The organism is Enterobacter sp. EC_50, assembly GCF_019584525.1.
Taxonomy (GTDB): Bacteria; Pseudomonadota; Gammaproteobacteria; order Enterobacterales; family Enterobacteriaceae; genus Enterobacter; species Enterobacter roggenkampii.
Genome location: NZ_VDAF01000004.1, coordinates 139,452 through 155,635 on the forward strand (window position 1 = coordinate 139,452; position 16,184 = coordinate 155,635).

Here is a 16,184-nt window from a genome sequence, read left to right on the forward strand (position 1 = left end):
ATGTACCAGTTTGTACTGGGAAAAATATCCACCCTTTGCGCGGACCCGCTGGCGTCAACGCTCGCAGACAGCGCACCTCAGGGTGCTCGCAATGCCTCATGGCTGGCTGGCAGGATGCTGCTCGCCAGAGCGTTATCCCCTCATCCGCTCCCCGACATTATTTACGGCGAGCAGGGGAAACCGGCCTTTGCGGAGGGCCATCCGCTGTGGTTCAACCTGAGCCACAGCGGTGACGATATCGCCTTGCTGATGAGCGATGAAGGCGAAGTCGGCTGTGATATCGAAGTGATTCGCCCCAGGAAGAACTGGCAGGCGTTAGCGAATGCCGTCTTCAGCATGACGGAGCATGATGAGCTTGAGCGCGAAGCGCCAGAGGAACGGCTTGCCGCCTTCTGGCGTATCTGGACGCGAAAAGAGGCAATCATCAAACAGCGTGGCGGTAGCGCATGGCAGATTGTCAGCATCGACAGCACGGCGCCGTCGCACTCGGTCAGCCAGGTGCAGATCGGCTCACTCAGCCTGGCCGTTTGTACGTCGACCCCTTACACCCTGACCACCGAGTCGATTATCCACGTCGGGGCAGGAAAATCACCAGTACACCCAACATAATAAACACGACGCCGACCAGCCCGTGCCAGGAGAAGCTTTCTCCCCAGCCCGGCAGCAGGATCGCGGCGCCCCACACCAGGATATAGCTAAGACTCAGCAAGGCATACGCTTTGCTGAGCGCCATGCGATGCAGCGCCAGGTACCAGCAGCCCATAGAAGCCACATACCCCATCAACCCCAGCAGCAGCGCGCCCGTGCCGGACGAGACGTGCCACAGCGCGGAAATAAACGTCAGAATCTCGCTGACCGGCGGCAGTGCCTGCATGGCATCGCGCAGCAACAGCTGCGCGGCGCTGACTAACAGCACACTGCATAAGGCCCAGAACGCCCCTTTCACAGGCTCCCTCCCAGGATAACAATCCCAATGATGATCAACCCCACCCCCAGCCAGTGATGCGAGGCGACGTTTTCACGCCAGAATACCTTCGCCGCCAGCGTCACCCAGACAAAATTGAGGCTCAGCATAGGGTAGGCAATGCCGACAGGCAGGCGCTGCAGCACCACCAGCCAGACCAGCATCCCGCTGCCCAGCGCCAGCAGAGCCAGGCCAAGCCACAGCGCGATATGCACGCCACGCCGCCCGGCTTTCGCCGGACGGGTAGCCTGTTTCTGGCACAGCTGTCCTGCACAGCTGAGCAGGCTTGCCAGTATCAGCCAGATCCAGGTCATCACTTCGGCAGATACTGCAGGTAGGCCAGACGGCCCTGGATATACAGGCTGTCCGGTTCTGGCAGATCCGCCCGCGAAAGGTCATCGCGTTTTGACAGCAGGATAACCAGCGATACGCGTCCCTGCTGACGGTGCTCAGCCAGCCACTGCGCGAAGTCATCTTTACCGACAAAACGATCTTTCACATCAGGATAATCCAGCCCGTAGCGCAGTTCGCCACTCTGACCAAACAGCGTGATGTCATTGCGCTTCAGCTCCCACGCCAGGCCAGCGGCCAGGCCCACGTTATTGGCCAAGACAAATCGGCTGTCCTGAAGCGGCTCGCGCACGGTGTCGACCAGCGACTGCGGCTGTTTGGAATCCACCACCAGGTTAGGAATGGCAAAACCGATCAGCAGCGCCAGGCCCGCAGGGCAGAGCGCCGCAAGCCACCAGCGCTGCTGACTCTGCCTGAACGTAAACCAGCCGACCGCGGCCCAGATGAGGAACGCGACCACCGCGCAGAACACTTTATACAGTTCAACCGAGGACCAGACCGGATGCTTAGCCAGCCCCCACGGAGAGACCACCAGCGCCGCCACCATGCCAATAACGCCAAACGCCAGGTTGATCCCGCCGTTAATGCGTAACGCTCTGGCGCCCTTCTCCGCCGCGAGGCAGGCATAGCGCGCCATCAGGATCGCCAGCGGGGCAAAGCACGGCAGGATATAGGTCGGCAGCTTGCCTTTGGCGATGCTGAAGAACAGCAGCGGCATTATCACCCATCCCAGCAGATAGAATCCGCCGCCCGCGTTTTGTCTGTCACGCCAGCCGAGACGGAACGCGCCGGGCAGCAGCGCCAGCCACGGCAGGCTACCCGCGATCAGGAACGGCACGTAGTACCAGAACGGGGCTTTGTGCTGCGCGTCGCTCTGGGCGAAACGCTGAATATGCTCAACCCAGAAGAAGTAACGCCAGAAGTCAGGCTCACGCTGCGCAATCGCCAGCCCCCATGGCAGAACAATCAGCACGCAGCTCAGGATCGCGAGCCAGCCAAAAATCAGCACCTCTTTCCAGCGCTTCTGGGCAATCACCCACGGCAGCACGCCAATCACCGGTACCGCCAGCGCCAGGAAGCCTTTGGTCATCACCCCCATCCCGCAGGCCAGCCCAAGCAGCACATAGCCCCCCGCTTTTCCGGCAACGGTCTGGGCCTGTGACGCCAGCCAGAAGCTGCACATCGCCGCCACCAGCCACAGGGTGATGATGGGATCCAGCACCGCATACGTGCCGATGCCATACACCAGGAACAGGGTCAGGAAGATCAGGCCGGAGAAAATGGCTGTCCGCTTATCCCGCCAGAGACGCCAGGCCATCCAGATGACCAGCAGCGCCGCTAAACCGGTGGAGAAGATAGACCCGGCGCGCACGGCGAGGTTCGTGTGCCCGAACAGCATCTGCCCGATGCTGTTGATCCAGTAGCCAGCAATCGGCTTTTCAAAGTAACGCAGCCCCAAAAAATGCGGGACAACCCAGTCTCCGGAGGCCAGCATTTCGCGGCTGATTTCCGCATAGCGCGTTTCATCAGGCTGCCAAAGCAGGCGAATATCAACCGGGATGAGGTAGTAAACGATAAACAGTGCGAGAAGCGCTAAGCCATAACGGGCTGTTTTCATTGGACCGGACTCACGGTTTGTTGATAGCCAAGCCAGCCTTCCCGGCCAGCCAGTTCATTGCGGACCACTTTGCCCACGGGCAGGGTGCTGAGGTCGTCTGGCAGCAGCTCGCTTAACGGGCAAAACGCAATGCCTTCCTGAGCGGCCATCGTCAGCAGTTCGTCGAAATCATGCTGATACGCAATCCCTTCCACTTCGGCATGGATGGTATACACCGGCGTACCGGCGTCACGATGAATGCGGTCCAGGATGTAGCGATTGAACTCATCAGCTTTGACCTCGCGCCCGACCACTTCATCCCAGGTGGGAAGCGTGACCGGAATTTGCACCGTACCGTAGCGATTTTCGCCCAACAGCGGCAAAAAGGGCTCGGTTCCGCGGCAATCGCTGTTGTAGCGAAACGCAAAGGCTTCTTTGGCCTTCACGACGCGCTGATCCGCACGCCATCCCGCCACGGCGGAGCAGCACACGGGCTGACCGATAATGGCCTCCAGCTCCAGCATCCCACGCTCGACCTCACGGGACAGGCGCGGGATATCCCAGACGCCCGCCCAGGCTTGCCAGGCATGGTGATCCCAGGCGTGCAGACCCACCTCATGATGCTGTGCCGCCTCACGGATAACCGCTTCATTACCCGCGCCGATGCGTCTGCCGGGCCAGGCGGTGCCGGCCAGCAAAATATCCCAGCCGTAGAGGGATGCTGCGCGCGAGCGCAGCATTTTGAACAGAAATGCCGGTTTAACCAGACGCCATAAATGGCGTCCCATGTTGTCAGGCCCCACGCTGAAGAAAATGCTGGAGCGCACGCCGTGCTTGCTCAGCAGTTCCAGCAGTTTGGGTACGCCGTCACGCGTTCCCCTGAAGGTGTCGACATCAATGCGTAAACCGACTTTTTTCATGAGACCTGTTCCGACAGCTCCACGGTGCGCAGGAAGAAATCAAGCGTTTCATCAATGGTCTGTTCCATCTTCACCGTCGGCGTCCAGTTCAGGCAGCGCTTCGCATTGCGAATGCTTGGCTTACGGTGCTCAACGTCCTGATACCCTTTACCGTAGTAGCTGCTGCTTTCCACTTCGCGGAAGCCGGCAAACGGCGGGAATTTATCGCGCAGCGGGTGGCGCTCAAAGCTGGCCAGCAGCATCTCGGCCAGCTCGCGAATGCTCGCTTCGTTGTCCGGGTTGCCGATGTTAATGATTTCACCGATGCAGCGATTATCTTTGTTTTCGATGATGCGGAACAGCGCTTCGATACCGTCGCTGATATCCGTAAAGCAGCGTTTCTGTTTCCCGCCTTCGATAAGCTTGATTGGCGAGCCTTCCACCAGGTTCAGGATCAGCTGGGTGATCGCACGGGAGCTGCCGATACGCGCTGCGTTCAGGTTATCCAGACGCGGACCCATCCAGTTGAACGGACGGAACAGGGTAAAGCGCAGGCCCTCTTTCTCACCGTAGGCCCAAATCACGCGGTCCAGCAGCTGTTTGGAGACGGAGTAAATCCAGCGCTGCTTGTTGATCGGCCCGACCACCAGGTTGGAGGTGTCTTCATCGAAGTTCTTATCGGTACACATGCCGTACACTTCAGAGGTGGACGGGAAGATGATGCGCTTGTCGTATTTCACGCAGTCGCGGATGATCTTCAGGTTCTCTTCGAAGTCCAGCTCGAACACGCGCAGCGGGTTACGGGTGTACTCGATTGGCGTGGCAATAGCGACCAGCGGCAGCACCACGTCGCATTTTTTAATGTGGTATTCAATCCACTCGGAGTGGATGCTGATATCCCCTTCCACGAAGTGGAAGCGCGGGTTGTCGAGGAAACGGCTGATCGCATCCGCGCCAATATCCAGGCCGTAGATTTCGTAGTTATCGTCTTTGAGCAGACGTTCGGTCAGGTGGTTACCGATAAAACCGTTCACGCCGAGGATCAGCACGCGGGTACGGCGTTTGATGGCCACCACCGGCGCGCTGGTGATCAGCGCCCCGGCCACCAGCCCCAGCGACTGCGCCAGCTGGGTGCCCTGAACGTACAGACCGTTGTCGGTTTGGCCGGTAACGATCTCCAGCGCCTGCTCGCCGCAGCTCACAATCAGCGGGGAGACGGAGACGACGGTGCCCGGTTTTGCCGCCGGAATGTCGTCACGCACGCGGGATTTCCAGACGATGAACTTGCTGACGCCCGCAAAGCTGTAGGCGCCCGGCCACGGGTCGGTCACGGCGCGCACCAGGTTGTGCAGCTGGCGGGCCGGTTTGTTCCAGTCCAGACGACCATCTTCCGGCGCGCGGCGGCCAAAGCAGCTTGCCTTGCTCTCGTCCTGTGCGGTTTCGCTGAAGGTGCCGTTAAGGATGCCCGGCAGCGCATCGCGCAGCAGCGTCTGTGCCGTCGCGTTCAGCTTTTGATGCAGCTGCAGCGCGGTATCGTCCGCATCAATAGCGACCTTCTGCTGCGCCACGATAGCGCCCGCATCCGCACGGCGTACCATGCGGTGCAGCGTCACGCCCGTTTCCGTTTCACCGTTCACCAGCACCCAGTTCAGCGGTGCGCGGCCACGGTAGGCAGGCAGCAGAGAACCGTGAAGATTAAAGGCGCCTTTTGCAGCCAGGCCTAAGATCTCGTCGGAGAGCAGGTTGCGATAGTAAAACGAGAAGATGACGTCAGGCGCGAGGGCGCGGATGCGCTCCACCCACAGCGGGTGGTTGACGTCGTCTGGCGCATAAACCGGAATACCACGCTCGGCGGCGATACGCGCCACGGAGCCGAAAAAGTTATTCTCTCCAGCCGTGTCCGGATGGGTAAAGATTGCCGCAATGTCATAGCCCGCTTCCAGCAGGGCCTGCGTGCCCGTGCACCCCATATCGTGATAGGCAAATACAACAGCTTTCATGGGTGAATTTCCTCTTGAGATGCTTTGTGTTCCTGACGGACAACACGTTGAATAAAGTAGCGCGGACGCGCGCGAACGTCGTTATAGATTCGGCCAATGTATTCACCGAGGAGCCCCATCCCGACAAACTGGGCGCCGATGAACATAAACAGCACGGCAAAGAGCATGAAGACCCCTTCCGCCGCCCACTGCGGGCCAAAGACCAGTCGCAGCACCACCAGCAGAACGGACAGCGCGAAACCGGCCACGGCGATGATGCTGCCGAACACGCTCAGCAGACGCAGCGGCGTGGTGGTCAGGCAGGTAATGAGGTCGTACATCAGGTTGATGAGGCGCATAAAGCTGTACTTCGACTCCCCGTGCTCGCGCTCGGCGTGCAGGACCGGGATTTCCGTTGCCTTACGGGCAAAGGTATTCGCCAGAATCGGAATGAAGGTGCTGCGCTCGTGGCAATGCAGCATGGCGTCGACAATATGGCGGCGGTAGGCGCGCAGCATGCAGCCGTAATCGCCCATCGCTTTACCGGTCGTGCGCTGGATCAGACGGTTGATGGTGCGCGAGGCCAGCTTGCGGAACAGGCTGTCCTGACGGTTCTGACGTACCGTGCCGACCACGTCATAGCCTTCGTCGGCTTTGGCCACCAGGCGCGGGATCTCTTCCGGCGGGTTTTGCAGGTCCGCGTCCAGGGTGATAATCAGATCGCCCGTGACGTGGCTAAACCCCGCCATAATCGCCGAGTGCTGGCCGTAGTTACGGTTGAGCAGCACGGCAACGATGTGGCTGCCTTCGGCCTGCGCGGCTTCGGTCATCATCAGCGCGGAATTATCGCTACTGCCATCATCCACCAGCAAAATTTCGTAGGCCTTGCCCATCGTGTCGCAGGCGGCCGTTGTGCGGCGGATCAGTTCGGGCAGGCTCTCCTGCTCGTTATAAACCGGGATGACCACGGATACTTTTTGTACAGGCGGTGCACTGAACATATCAATGTCCTGCAAGCTGATGGAGTGCGGTAATGACGCGGGTTGTGTCGTCATGAGTCATGTCCGGGAAAAGAGGGAGAGAACAAATACGTGCGCTATTCCATTCAGAATTCGGGAGCGATACATCAGGAAAACGCTCGCGGTAGTATTTTTGCGTGTGGGCCGCGCGGAAATGGAGGCCGGTACCGATGCCTTTCTCTTTCAGCGCCGCCATCAGGTTGTCGCGTGAGATCCCGCAGCGCGCTTCATCCACGCGAATAATAAACAGGTGCCAGGCGTGCACGTGCGGCCATGACGGAATAGTGAGCGGCTGGAACGGCGTATCGGCAAGCTCCCGCAGGTAGCGTTGTGCTATTTCCTCACGGCGCCTGTTGGCCTCTTTCAGTTTGCCTAACTGCACCAGCGCCAGCGCGGCGTTGATGTCCGCCAGGTTGTATTTATAGCCCGGCGCGATCACTTCCGCCTGCGGCGCGCGACCGTGCGTCTGGCGATCATAGGCATCTACGCCCAGGCCATGGAATTTCAGACTGCGGATCCGCTGTGCCAGCTGGGCATTATCCGTGACCACCAGGCCGCCTTCCGCGCAGGTCATGTTTTTAATGGCGTGGAAGGAGAAAATTGCCGTTCCTTTCCAGCCCACGTGACGGTTTTTGTAATACGTTCCGGCGGCATGGGCCGCATCTTCAATCACCGGAATACCGTGACGTTCACCGATGGCATGAATTGCGTCGATATCACACGGCGCGCCGGCATAGTGAACGGGAATAATGGCTTTAGTGCGCGGGGTAATAGCGGCTTCAACGGCTTCTGGCGTCACCATTAATGTATCTTTGTCCACATCAATCATGACCGGCGTGGCGCCCAGCAATACGATCATATTCAGCGTGGAGACCCAAGTCTGGGAAGGGGTAATAACTTCATCGCCCGGGCCAATATCCAGCGCCATCAGCGTAACGTGCATGCCCGCGGTGGCGGAACAGAGGGCAATCGCATGCTGATTCCCGGTAAGTTGACAGAATGCCTCTTCAAGTTGCTGATTCTTAGGCCCTGTGGTGATCCAGCCCGACATCAAAACGTCCTGAAGCGCCGCAATTTCCTCAGCGCCCATCGACGGCCGCGAAAAAGGCAGAAAATCACTCATTATTAATTTCCTTGCAATCAAAATGGCATGTTTTTGATATTAACCAAATGCCAGCCCGCTTATTTCAACGAACCATAAACTCATATCAAAGTAGCTCTCTTTCCTTAGGGAAAAATTAAGACAACGTTTACAACGTTATAAGACAACTAGCAGCCAATTGAAAAACAACAAGTTAATTTTATATTAAATATTTTTGATGTGATCTTCCGCAACATTTTGAAATGGAAACATTTAAACCAATCCTCAACAAACAAAAAAAATCCCGGCCATTTCAAAATAATATGAAATAGCCGGGAACTTTTCTATTTAGTTAATTGTCGCGCTTATTACAGGTTATCTGGAAAGTTTTTCGGTAATTCACTGGCCGCACAGGCGATCACGCTTTCATTATTGGCACCACAGTCGCGTACAAAGGTGATAGTGGCAAATTCATCAATCACTTCCGTTGGATACGCCGGGCCCGCATCACGGTAGCTGTTCATCAGCGGAATATGATCGTTCTGGAAGCAGACGGTTTTTTCCGGGTTGTTCATGACCCAGCGCGGGAAGAAGATGGTGCCGTGGAACAGTTTGTCGCCCAGGTTCACAATCAGGCTGACGTCGGTACCGGTTGGCTCGGTCCAGGAAATTTTATAGATGCTCTCCCCTACCCGCACGATGTAAGCCTGCTGATCTTTCACCCAACGGTTTGCCACCAGACCGCTGTGAATACGGTAATCCAGGGTCGTCTCGTTTTTGACGTAAATCTCGTAGTTCCAGCCGTTGTCGTAGGTGTAAACAAGGTGTTTGCCAACGAAGCCGCTTAAGTCGTGTTTGTCGAAGGTGTTCATAAGATGTCTCCTTTGTTTTGATGAGACGATCGTACCCCTTCAAAAAATGAATGAATAACGCTATGTTTTAATCAAATTCATCCAAATTTTAGATAAATTATGCATAAGACGACGCTGGAACAATGGTCTTTACTGGAAAGAGTGGTCGAGGCGGGCAGCTTTGCCAAAGCCGCAGAAGAAACCCACCGCAGCCAGTCCTCGGTTAGCTATAACCTGTCGCTGCTGCAGGAGCGGCTGGGCGTGGCCCTCCTGGTGCCGGAAGGACGACGGGCGGTATTAACGCCGGCAGGAGAACTGCTGCTCAACCAGGTTAAACCGCTGCTGAAAGCCTTTTCGTACGTTGAGACGCGCGCAGCGACCCTTCGCAACGGAATGCGCACGCGGCTGGATCTGGTGGTGGATTCCATTTTCCCCCGCCGCCGCCTGTTTGCCATTCTGCGCCAGTTCCAGCAGCAGTATCCGCAAACCCAGGTACGCCTCACCGAGGTGCTGGAAAACACCCGGAACGATGCCATTAACGACGAAGCCGATGTGATGGTTCTCACCCGCCGCCAGGACATGACCGGGCTCGGCGAATGGCTGATGAATATCGACTTTGTTGCCGTGGCCCACCATCAGCACCCCCTCTTTGACCTCGACGCGCCGCTTAACGACGACATGCTACGCCCGTGGCCGCTCATTCAGATTGCGGACAGCCAGCCCGCCGCGCGCGCGGCCGGTGAGTCATGGACCTTCTCCACCATCGATGCCGCCATTGAGGCCGTCCTCTCTCAGGTCGGCTACGGCTGGCTGCCAGAGGAACGCATCCAGGCCCAGCTGGATCAAGGCATCCTGAAACGCCTGCCGCTGAGCCACGGTGCACGCAGAGCGACGCCGCTTCACCTGATTGTTAAGCGCTCCCTCGCCCCGCTTGACGAGCAGGTGGAGACGCTGCTGCGCCTTTTTAGCCAGGAGCCGTCATCCTCACCTGCTACGCTTTAAGGTCCGAACGTTAAAACGATAAGGAGCGGATGATGAAAATCGACTTTACGGGGAAAGTGGCGCTGGTGACCGCCTCAACCGGCGGGATCGGGTTCGCCATTGCCAGAGGGCTGGCAGAAAGCGGTGCCGAGGTGATCGTCAATGGCCGCAGCACGGAATCGGTGAATAAAGGCATTCAGCAGCTGCAGCAGGTGGTGCCGGGCGTGCAGGTGCGCGCCGCGATTGCCGATCTCAGCACGGCGGAAGGGGTCGAGTCGCTGCTGAAGGTGGCGAATAACGTCGATATTCTGGTTAACAACGCCGGGATTTACGGCCCGCAGGATTTCTATGCAGCCGACGATGAAACCTGGGAGCGTTACTGGCAGACCAACGTGATGTCCGGCGTGCGTCTGTCCCGCGCCTTGCTGCCAGGCATGGTGCAAAAGGGCTGGGGGCGGGTGGTGTTTATCTCCTCCGAGTCGGCCTGCAATATCCCGGCGGATATGATCCACTACGGCGTGACCAAAACGGCGCAGCTCTCCCTGGCGCGCGGGCTGGCGAAGTTCGTGGCGGGAAGCGGCGTGACGGTCAACAGCGTACTGCCGGGGCCAACGATGTCGGACGGTTTCGCAGAGATGATGAAGGATGAAATCGAAAAAACCGGTAAATCGCTGGAGCAGCTGGCGAAAGAGTTTGTGATGGCCAACCGCCCCAGCTCGGTGATCCAGCGCGCGGCCACGGTTGAAGAGGTGGCCAATATGGTGATTTATGTCTGTTCGCCCCAGGCTTCCGCCACCTCGGGCGCGGCGCTGCGCGTCGATGGCGGCGTGGTAGATGACATCATCTGAGGCTGTCAGGCCGCACTGCCTGCAACCCGACGGGCAGTAATGTAGTGCGCCTGCCAGTAAGCATCCGTCAGGGTTGAGACCGTGACGCCCTGGCTGCTTGAGGCATGAATAAACTGGCTATTGCCAATATACACGCCGACATGCCTGCGGTTCGGACCCGTCTGGAAGAACACCAGATCTCCGGGCCTCAGGCGGTATTGCGTCACCTGCACCCCGCGGTGGATCTGCTCGCCGGTCGTGCGCGGTAAGTTAAGATGCGCCACATCGCTGAACAGGTGCTGCATCAGCGCGGAGCAGTCCACGCCGCGGCGCGTAGTTCCGCCCCACTGATACTGGGTCCCCTTCCACTTTTGGTATTGATCAAGGATGCGCGCGCGCAGCGGGCCCGTATCCTGTTGCATCAGTGCAGATTTCGCTGGCGAGACGGCCAGGTCACTGTTCATCGATAGCATCGACGCGGGGAGTTGAAAACTGAATGCAGAAAACGAAGCAAAACTTAACGTCAGGATTGAAATAAACGATCTAAGAGTCATATCAAGAAAGCAGTAGTGAGTGAGTTTTTCCTTACCTGTGGGGCCAAAGGGTTCCCCTGAATATCGTGCGATGTGGCGATAATATAGACAGATCGTTTTTTCACCAATTCTTATCGAGGCCAAAAATGGACTCACTTTGAGATCGCAAGATCAAGAAAAAAATGGTGGTGATGTAAGGACTGTCCTGGTAAAGCAGGTAAACTGATCCACAGAATGTGTATTTCAGCTAAGACGTATTTATGACCAATATGATTGCCGACGAGACGGTGGCGAAATCCAGCGTGCTCTCTGTCTTTGACTTTGATGGGACGTTAACACACCACGACAGCTTTATTCCTTTCCTGCGCTTTGCCTTCGGGAAACGCTACTTCGCGGGCCGTCTGGTGCGTATGGCGCTGCCTACGCTCCACTGCGTGCGTCGCAAGCTGACGCGCGATGAGCTAAAGGAAGTGCTGATCAAAACGTTCCTGACGGGCGTGGATGAACACTGGTTGCGCCAGCAGGCGGAAGCGTTTTGCGAAAAATACTGGAGCAAGCTGATGCGCCCCGAAGGGGTTCTGGCCGTGGCGGCCGAGGTGAATTCCGGTGCGGAGGTGACCATCTGTTCCGCGTCTCCGGCGCTGGTGCTCCAGCCGTGGGCTGACAAACTGGGCATTAAGCTGATTGGCACGCAGCTGGAAGTGAAAGACGGCAAGCTGACGGGGCGCATCACGGGCCATAACTGCCGCTGCGCCCAGAAGGTGGCCAGGCTGGAAAAAGTGTATGGCGATCTGAACGCCTATCACCTGCGCGCCTGGGGAGACACCCGCGGCGACCACGAGCTGCTGGCGGCGGCGCAGGATCCGCACTGGCGGCACTTCCACCCGCCGCGCAAGCGCCGCAATTCACCCATCAAGTAGCCTTTTTGCCGGGTGGCGGCTGCGCCTTACCCGGCCTACATTCGAACTGTAGGCCCGGTAAGCGAAGCGCCACCGGGCGGTACATCAGGCTTCTCGTTTACCCGGGAACATCACGCTCGCAATAATTCCCAGCGCCAGCACGCCCAATACCACAAACAGGCTGGCGGTCGCGCCAATGCTGTAACCGTGATGCCAGAAGTGATCGGTGGCATTTAACCCCAGCTTGAACGCCACGAAGAACAGCAGCAGCACCACCGCTTTCTCGAGATGCACCAGATACTGCTTCAGCGCTTCCAGCACGAAGTAAAGAGTACGCAGGCCGAGGATAGCGAACATCATGGCGCTGTAGATAATCAGCGGCTCGCGGCTGACGGCGATAATGGCCGGCACGGAGTCAAACGCGAACATCACGTCTGAGAGTTCCACCACCGCCACGCAGAGCAACAGCGGGGTCGCATAGCGCTTCGCCTTCTTCACGCGCCCAACCATCACGTCCTGGTTTTCCGGCTTTTCAAGCTCCGCATCCACCTCTTTCTGCGTCAGAATAAAGGCGTTGCTGCTGATTTTCGGCCAGACCGGATAGAAGCGTTTCACCAGGCGATAGGCGAGATGACCCGAGTAATCTTCCACTTCGTCACTCTCTTCATTGCGTCGGAGCATCATTACCGCCGTCCAGCCGACGACCAGCGCGAAAATCACCTCGACGTAGGGCCCCAGACTTAACAGGCTGGTGCCGATAGCCACGAAAATACCGCGGAAGACAATCGCCCCCAGCACGCCCCAGTAGAGCACGCGGTGACGGTACTTATCCGGCACGCCGAACCAGGCGAAGATCGCCATCATCACAAACAGGTTATCGACGGAGAGCACCTCCTCCAGCGCATAACCGGTGAGGAACAGGCTCGCCATCTCGGCGCCGTGGTGAACGTACAGGAACCCGGCGAAGGCCATCGCCATCATGACCCAGAAGAGGGACCACATTGCGGCGCTTTTCAGCGAGATCGGTTTATCGTGACGGTGCATAAAGAGGTCGATAAACATCGCCCCAACGGCCATCACTACAAAGACAACAACGGTTTCCGTCGGGAAACCGAGATGAGCAGCAGACATACATAACCCTTTTATAGAGGCAAAGCACAGCACCATGCAGGCTGGCGTAAACCAGCAGAGAAAAAGGGTGGGCTGTTTATCACATCCACCCTCAAAACCGCAGCGCGACGGCCGCGTAAGGGGTGTACTTTACCTTACCAGATGGGGATTGCACATCTACCGTTTAGGCGCTCATGCCACGCAAACGCTGCAGCACTGCGACCAGAACCGCCACAGACCAGCCTACCATCAACGCGCCCACCAGTCCTTCCACCCCGCCGATGAGCCGCCAGTGCTGGGGTAACGTGACGTCGCCGTACCCTACCGTCGCATAGCTCACCAGCGAAAAGTAGAAGCTGGTGTTCCAGTCATTAAACGCGTCGATGACAAAATAAAAGGCTGCAAACAGCCCGGCCTCCAGGAGATGGGCGAAAATCATAGAGATAACGATACCGACATTGCGTAAAACAATGCGTACCGCAGAATCGACGTCTAACGTGATGAATTTTAGAACGCCAAACATCCACAGCGAATGAATGACCACGGTTAGGGTAAGCAAAATAATAATGCTGAGTAGCTGCATGGTACGTGCTCTGACCAAAAGGAGTATGGCCCCGCGAGCGCGGCGGGGCATCTGGTCGAAGCTTAGTCGAAGGGAGAGGAAAAGTTGGTGCAATAATTGCGTTACGTGATTATTTCTCTGCCAGCACGTCCTGCTTGCGGCTGGTCAGCAGCCTTGAGCGATATCCGCAGCGCACTATCTGTGAGTCACCTCTTATTTACATCATTTAAACCTTCCATTAACTGGATAAAAAGAACGCGCCGTCGCTATAGTGGTTTTGTTTAATAAAACCAAGTTGTACCTAATAAAACAAAGGACACACCCTGCGAGGATACAATGACAGAACATTTACGTAACGGCGCGACCGCCACCGAGGACATAGAAAGAGAGACGATGCGGAAGGTGATCTGGCGTATTCTTCCGTTTCTGATTGTCAGTTACCTGGTCTCCATTATCGATCGCGGGAATATCGGCATGGCTTCGCTGCAGATGAATGAGGACCTTGGCCTCAGCAAAGCGGCGTTTGGCTTCGCCAGCAGCCTTTACTTCGTGGCCTATTTCCTGTTTGAGGTGCCGAGCAACCTGGCCATGCAGAAAGTCGGCGCCCGGCTGTGGATCCCGCGCATTATGATCAGCTGGGGCATCGTCTCCATGGGCATGGCGCTGGTTCAAAACACCACGTCGCTCTATATCGTCCGTTTTCTTCTCGGAGCAGCGGAAGCAGGCTTCTTCCCCGGCGTCGTGCTGTATCTGACCTGGTGGATCCCTGCCCGCTACCGCGCGCGCATTATTGCGTCCTTTATGGTTGCCATCCCGCTCGCTAACTTCATCGGCTCCCCGCTTTCCGGATTGATACTGTCGCTGGATGGCTGGCTGGGTCTTCGCGGCTGGCATCTACTGTTCATCATTGAAGGCTTACCTGCGGTGCTGCTGGGTATTGCGGCCTGGTTTATTCTCCGGGATCGCCCTCATCAGGCGAAATGGCTCAGCGATGAACAGAAAAAGTGGCTGGAAACCACCCTTGAGACCGAGCGTAGCCAGCAAAAGAACATTGGACACCAGACGACGTGGCAGCTGCTGAAGCATCGCCAAATCTGGCTGATGGCGCTGATTTACGCGGGCGCATCGTCCGCGGGCACCACTATTAGCGTCTGGTCTCCTCAGCTGCTGAAATCCTTCCATCTTGATAATCTTGAGACAGGTCTGTTTAACGCTATCCCTTACGGTCTGGCATCGGTTCTGATGATTGTCTGGGGACGACACTCCGATCGCACCAACGAACGCCGCTGGCATACCGCGCTGACGCTGTTCATGATTGCCGCCGGCGTGTTCGCTGCCTTTGTAAACGTCTCGCTCTTTGCCACTCTCGCGATCCTGAGCATTATCCTGACAGGTGCGTATGCTGCGAAAGGGCCTTTCTGGGCGCTGGCATCCGGCTGGATGAGCAGCTCCTCGGCGGCGGCAGGGCTGGCCGCGATTGGCGCCATCGCGAACCTGATAGGCGGGGTGGTCATGGTAAATGCCTACGGCATAATCAGCGATCGGACGGGAAGCTACACGCTGGCTATGCTTCCGCTGGCGGCGCTGTGCCTGGCCGGGGGTATCGCGGTACTCATTATGGGACGGCAGGCACGCAACGCTCAGCTACACGAAAAACAGGTCACACATTCGTGATGACAGAAGCGGGACACATGTCCCGCTTCTGCGTTTAAAGATTTTCTTCCGCCGCGTCGCTCGTTTCACCAAAGAACTGCTGACAGAAGGGCTTACTGGCTCCCATTTTCTGCGACAGACGGCTGGCCGCCGCCTTCATCAACGGGCCTATCTCCTTCTCACGACGATCTTCCGTCAGCCGTGAGATGGGGCCGGTCAGGGCTAACGCCGCAACCAGCTTGTCGTGATCGCCGAAGACAGGCATCGCAAACGCAGCGGTATGGGGATCGCGTGCGCCTGACGTGTAGAAAGGGAGTTCAGCATCGCCCTCCGGCAGGCTCTCATTGAGCCCCCAGTGGCGCAAGACCTTACTGATGGCCGAACTATCAAGCGGGAACTGGCTGCCGGGAAGATTACTGTGTCGCAGGCCGTGCGACGCTTCAGCGCGAAACAGGCAAAGGCGCTGCCCGCCCTCCAGCACATACCAGCTGGCGCTCTCCTGAGACGCCAGGGATAAGGCCTGAAGCTCTGGCTGAACCACCCGCGAAAGATGGAAAGATTGTTCATACAGCTTGCCGAGGTAAAGCAGACGTGGGCCAAGCGCATAATTGCCGTCTTCATGCCTGACGACGTAATTCATCCGTTCAAGAGAATTCATCAAGCGGTAAACCGTGGTTTTGTGATAACCCGACAGCTGTGCCAGCGCGGTCAGCGTCAGGCTCTCATCCCCAGGACGGAAGCAATCCAGTAAAGCCAGCGCTTTTTCAACCGCTACAACGCCTTCATTCCCCATCATTATCTCCTTGTTAGCCCGGCAGTGAGTGTACCTCAAATTTTGTGAGTCACTTCGTGTTTACATCACAAACGCCACCTCGGGT

17 protein-coding genes are annotated in these 16,184 nt (G+C 57.4%); 5 read left to right on the forward strand and 12 right to left on the reverse strand.

What is annotated here, in order from left to right; all coding sequences use genetic code 11:
- Entirely contained in the window at nt 1-609 is a 609-nt protein-coding gene (gene acpT / locus FHC48_RS05275; protein ID WP_023326249.1) for a 4'-phosphopantetheinyl transferase AcpT, read from the forward strand.
- On the opposite strand, the gene arnF is transcribed toward acpT, so the two are convergent.
- The 8 genes from arnF to FHC48_RS05315 all read right to left on the reverse strand — a co-directional run bounded on the left by arnF (nt 566) and on the right by FHC48_RS05315 (nt 8,762).
- The gene (gene arnF, locus FHC48_RS05280) at nt 566-946 is read right to left on the reverse strand and encodes a 4-amino-4-deoxy-L-arabinose-phosphoundecaprenol flippase subunit ArnF (protein WP_008503096.1); all 381 of its coding nucleotides are present in this window, start codon (nt 944-946) and stop codon (nt 566-568) included. The two genes, acpT and arnF, sit on opposite strands and share 44 nt — an antisense overlap.
- On the reverse strand, nt 943-1,278 hold the full coding sequence (gene arnE, locus FHC48_RS05285; protein WP_023326251.1) for a 4-amino-4-deoxy-L-arabinose-phosphoundecaprenol flippase subunit ArnE: 336 nt from the start codon (nt 1,276-1,278) through the stop codon (nt 943-945). The genes arnF and arnE overlap by 4 nt, the downstream gene beginning before the upstream one ends.
- The gene (arnT, locus tag FHC48_RS05290; RefSeq protein ID WP_058654977.1) at nt 1,278-2,933 is read right to left on the reverse strand and encodes a lipid IV(A) 4-amino-4-deoxy-L-arabinosyltransferase; all 1,656 of its coding nucleotides are present in this window, start codon (nt 2,931-2,933) and stop codon (nt 1,278-1,280) included. The genes arnE and arnT overlap by 1 nt, the downstream gene beginning before the upstream one ends.
- Nucleotides 2,930-3,832 carry a 4-deoxy-4-formamido-L-arabinose-phosphoundecaprenol deformylase gene (gene arnD / locus FHC48_RS05295; RefSeq protein WP_039267170.1) on the reverse strand — a complete coding sequence of 301 codons (903 nt, stop codon included), beginning with the start codon at nt 3,830-3,832 and terminating at the stop codon, nt 2,930-2,932. Before arnD ends, arnT begins: the two co-directional genes overlap by 4 nt.
- A complete protein-coding gene (gene arnA, locus FHC48_RS05300; protein ID WP_059362391.1) occupies nt 3,829-5,811 on the reverse strand; it encodes a bifunctional UDP-4-amino-4-deoxy-L-arabinose formyltransferase/UDP-glucuronic acid oxidase ArnA in 1,983 nt (660 codons plus the stop codon). Before arnA ends, arnD begins: the two co-directional genes overlap by 4 nt.
- Nucleotides 5,808-6,791: an undecaprenyl-phosphate 4-deoxy-4-formamido-L-arabinose transferase gene (gene arnC / locus FHC48_RS05305; RefSeq protein ID WP_008503101.1), complete on the reverse strand. Its 984-nt coding sequence runs from the start codon at nt 6,789-6,791 to the stop codon at nt 5,808-5,810. The genes arnA and arnC overlap by 4 nt, the downstream gene beginning before the upstream one ends.
- A gap of 1 nt (nt 6,792) precedes the next feature.
- Nucleotides 6,793-7,932 carry a UDP-4-amino-4-deoxy-L-arabinose aminotransferase gene (gene arnB / locus FHC48_RS05310; protein ID WP_059362387.1) on the reverse strand — a complete coding sequence of 380 codons (1,140 nt, stop codon included), beginning with the start codon at nt 7,930-7,932 and terminating at the stop codon, nt 6,793-6,795.
- A gap of 326 nt (nt 7,933-8,258) precedes the next feature.
- Nucleotides 8,259-8,762, reverse strand: a complete 504-nt coding sequence (locus FHC48_RS05315) for a phenolic acid decarboxylase (RefSeq protein ID WP_008503103.1) — start codon at nt 8,760-8,762, stop codon at nt 8,259-8,261.
- Nucleotides 8,763-8,861: 99 nt separating this feature from the next.
- Here FHC48_RS05315 and FHC48_RS05320 point away from each other — a divergent pair, with 99 nt between their 5' ends.
- Entirely contained in the window at nt 8,862-9,743 is an 882-nt protein-coding gene (locus FHC48_RS05320; protein WP_059364271.1) for a LysR family transcriptional regulator, read from the forward strand.
- Nucleotides 9,744-9,775: 32 nt separating this feature from the next.
- Nucleotides 9,776-10,570 (forward strand): SDR family NAD(P)-dependent oxidoreductase, encoded by a 795-nt coding sequence (locus FHC48_RS05325; RefSeq protein ID WP_059364270.1) that lies wholly within the window; start codon nt 9,776-9,778, stop codon nt 10,568-10,570.
- Between the two features lie 5 nt (nt 10,571-10,575).
- Here the strand turns inward: FHC48_RS05325 and FHC48_RS05330 are convergent, their stop codons facing one another.
- Entirely contained in the window at nt 10,576-11,022 is a 447-nt protein-coding gene (locus FHC48_RS05330) for an NlpC/P60 family protein (RefSeq protein ID WP_008503106.1), read from the reverse strand.
- Between the two features lie 320 nt (nt 11,023-11,342).
- On the opposite strand from FHC48_RS05330, the gene FHC48_RS05335 reads away from it, so the two are divergent.
- On the forward strand, nt 11,343-12,002 hold the full coding sequence (locus tag FHC48_RS05335) for an HAD family hydrolase (RefSeq protein WP_008503107.1): 660 nt from the start codon (nt 11,343-11,345) through the stop codon (nt 12,000-12,002).
- 84 nt (nt 12,003-12,086) lie between these two features.
- Here the strand turns inward: FHC48_RS05335 and FHC48_RS05340 are convergent, their stop codons facing one another.
- Together FHC48_RS05340 and FHC48_RS05345 are read right to left on the reverse strand one after the other, a co-directional pair.
- Nucleotides 12,087-13,112 carry a TerC/Alx family metal homeostasis membrane protein gene (locus tag FHC48_RS05340; RefSeq protein ID WP_008503109.1) on the reverse strand — a complete coding sequence of 342 codons (1,026 nt, stop codon included), beginning with the start codon at nt 13,110-13,112 and terminating at the stop codon, nt 12,087-12,089.
- 163 nt (nt 13,113-13,275) lie between these two features.
- On the reverse strand, nt 13,276-13,674 hold the full coding sequence (locus FHC48_RS05345; protein WP_008503110.1) for a potassium channel family protein: 399 nt from the start codon (nt 13,672-13,674) through the stop codon (nt 13,276-13,278).
- 315 nt (nt 13,675-13,989) lie between these two features.
- Between FHC48_RS05345 and FHC48_RS05350 the strand changes: the two genes are divergently transcribed.
- Nucleotides 13,990-15,327, forward strand: a complete 1,338-nt coding sequence (locus FHC48_RS05350) for an MFS transporter (RefSeq protein WP_059364268.1) — start codon at nt 13,990-13,992, stop codon at nt 15,325-15,327.
- A 34-nt stretch (nt 15,328-15,361) separates the two neighbouring features.
- Here FHC48_RS05350 and FHC48_RS05355 read toward each other — a convergent pair whose 3' ends face one another.
- Complete coding sequence (locus tag FHC48_RS05355) at nt 15,362-16,099, reverse strand: IclR family transcriptional regulator (RefSeq protein ID WP_059364266.1); 738 nt, start codon at nt 16,097-16,099, stop codon at nt 15,362-15,364.
- Nucleotides 16,100-16,184: the final 85 nt, after the last annotated feature.

Excerpts from the sequence above, each read along its gene's own strand:
- acpT (WP_023326249.1), top strand. The coding sequence starts at position 1 with ATGTACCAGTTTGTACTGGGAAAAATATCCACCCTTTGCGCGGACCCG.
- arnE (WP_023326251.1), bottom strand. The coding sequence starts at position 1,278 with ATGACCTGGATCTGGCTGATACTGGCAAGCCTGCTCAGCTGTGCAGGA.
- arnT (WP_058654977.1), bottom strand. The coding sequence starts at position 2,933 with ATGAAAACAGCCCGTTATGGCTTAGCGCTTCTCGCACTGTTTATCGTT.
- arnD (WP_039267170.1), bottom strand. The coding sequence starts at position 3,832 with ATGAAAAAAGTCGGTTTACGCATTGATGTCGACACCTTCAGGGGAACG.
- arnA (WP_059362391.1), bottom strand. The coding sequence starts at position 5,811 with ATGAAAGCTGTTGTATTTGCCTATCACGATATGGGGTGCACGGGCACG.
- arnC (WP_008503101.1), bottom strand. The coding sequence starts at position 6,791 with ATGTTCAGTGCACCGCCTGTACAAAAAGTATCCGTGGTCATCCCGGTT.
- arnB (WP_059362387.1), bottom strand. The coding sequence starts at position 7,932 with ATGAGTGATTTTCTGCCTTTTTCGCGGCCGTCGATGGGCGCTGAGGAA.
- FHC48_RS05315 (WP_008503103.1), bottom strand. The coding sequence starts at position 8,762 with ATGAACACCTTCGACAAACACGACTTAAGCGGCTTCGTTGGCAAACAC.
- FHC48_RS05320 (WP_059364271.1), top strand. The coding sequence starts at position 8,862 with ATGCATAAGACGACGCTGGAACAATGGTCTTTACTGGAAAGAGTGGTC.
- FHC48_RS05325 (WP_059364270.1), top strand. The coding sequence starts at position 9,776 with ATGAAAATCGACTTTACGGGGAAAGTGGCGCTGGTGACCGCCTCAACC.
- FHC48_RS05330 (WP_008503106.1), bottom strand. The coding sequence starts at position 11,022 with ATGCTATCGATGAACAGTGACCTGGCCGTCTCGCCAGCGAAATCTGCA.
- FHC48_RS05335 (WP_008503107.1), top strand. The coding sequence starts at position 11,343 with ATGACCAATATGATTGCCGACGAGACGGTGGCGAAATCCAGCGTGCTC.
- FHC48_RS05340 (WP_008503109.1), bottom strand. The coding sequence starts at position 13,112 with ATGTCTGCTGCTCATCTCGGTTTCCCGACGGAAACCGTTGTTGTCTTT.
- FHC48_RS05345 (WP_008503110.1), bottom strand. The coding sequence starts at position 13,674 with ATGCAGCTACTCAGCATTATTATTTTGCTTACCCTAACCGTGGTCATT.
- FHC48_RS05350 (WP_059364268.1), top strand. The coding sequence starts at position 13,990 with ATGACAGAACATTTACGTAACGGCGCGACCGCCACCGAGGACATAGAA.
- FHC48_RS05355 (WP_059364266.1), bottom strand. The coding sequence starts at position 16,099 with ATGGGGAATGAAGGCGTTGTAGCGGTTGAAAAAGCGCTGGCTTTACTG.